Source organism: Stutzerimonas kunmingensis (assembly GCF_014764705.1).
GTDB lineage: Bacteria > Pseudomonadota > Gammaproteobacteria > Pseudomonadales > Pseudomonadaceae > Stutzerimonas.
The window spans coordinates 1-1,275 of the sequence record NZ_JACXXG010000086.1 but is presented as its reverse complement, the minus strand read 5'-3'; the positions used below and the strand labels follow the sequence as shown (position 1 = coordinate 1,275).

At 64.3% G+C, this 1,275-nt stretch carries 1 protein-coding gene; it reads right to left on the bottom strand.

Features of this window, described 5'->3' with window-relative positions; all coding sequences use genetic code 11:
- Positions 1-1,072: IS21 family transposase (gene istA, locus IEG05_RS23020; protein ID WP_224742967.1), on the bottom strand; the 1,072-nt coding region annotated here is incomplete at its 3' end.
- Positions 1,073-1,275: the final 203 nt, after the last annotated feature.

The window sequence follows — 1,275 nt, the reverse complement described above, 5'->3', positions numbered from 1 at the left end:
TTCTGTGGCCTACAGATCGCGCCACCCCGCAGCCGAGGCCGTGCCGCGGACTGAAGGCCACATAAATCGCAAGGCCACACAAGATATGCACCCGCGCCTTCTTCCACTCGGCATAGACGTAGGGCTGCTCCGGCAATGGCCGTAGCGCCGGACGATCCAGGGCTTCGAAGGCCGAGTGCCGGGAACCCGGCAGCTTGCGAAACGGTCGTCGGTTGAGCCGCTCCAGCAACACGGAGATGGCGCTGTTGAGTTCATCCAGGGAGAAGAACTGCCGATTCCTCAGCGCGGCGAGGATCCAGCGCTCGACCACCTGCACGCCAACTTCGGCCTTGGCCTTGTCGCGCGGTTTACGGGCCCGAGCTGGCACCACCGCCACGCCATAGTGCTCGGCCAGATCGCGGTAACTCGGGTTGATGTCCGGCTCGTAGCGATGACTCTTACTCACCGCGCTGCGCAGGTTGTCCGGCACCACGATCTCGGGCACCCCGCCGAGAAAGGCGAAGCAGCGGACATGCGAGCCGAGCCAGTCCGGCAACTGCTGCGACCAGGTGGCCTCGGCGAAGGTGTAGCTGGACGCGCCGAGCACTGCGACGAACACCTGCGCCTGGCGGATCTCGCCGCTGTGGCGGTCGATCACTGGCACCGTCTGGCCGGCGTAGTCGACGAACAGCTTCTCGCCGACGCGGTGCTCCTGGCGCATCACCACGTCCAGCTTGCCCTGCCAGGCTCGGTAGTGCTCGCAGAACCAGCTGTACTGGAAGCCCTGCGGCTGGCTCAGGCGGTACTCCTGCCAGAGCAGAGCCAGGGTTACGCCGGGGCGGCGCAGTTCGGCATGCACCCATGCCCAATCGGGCAGGGGCCGCTGCTCGCTGGGCACCGCCGGGGCTGGTGGAAATAGCTGCTGCTCCAGCTCAGCATCGGACAACGAACAGGGCCAGCTGAGACCGCTGGCGGCAAAGCGGCAGAGGTAATCACCGGCACTGCTGTGGCCAATGCCCAGGCTGCGGGCGATCTTGCGCACGGACAGGCCGCAGTCGAACTTGAGGCGTAACACCTCTCGGATTTTACGCATGGATAAACGCTCCACGACGACCTCTTCGCTTCGAAAAAGAGGTCGATGGTAGTGAATAAATCCTGCGTAGCTGCCTGCCTGGAAAGTGTCCGGATGGCCGTGGAATCGGTGTCCGGATGCGCGTGGAATGAGTGTCCGGATCAGCGTGGAATCACTGTCCGGATGTGCGTGGAATGGGTGTCCGAGTCAGCGTGGAATCCGCA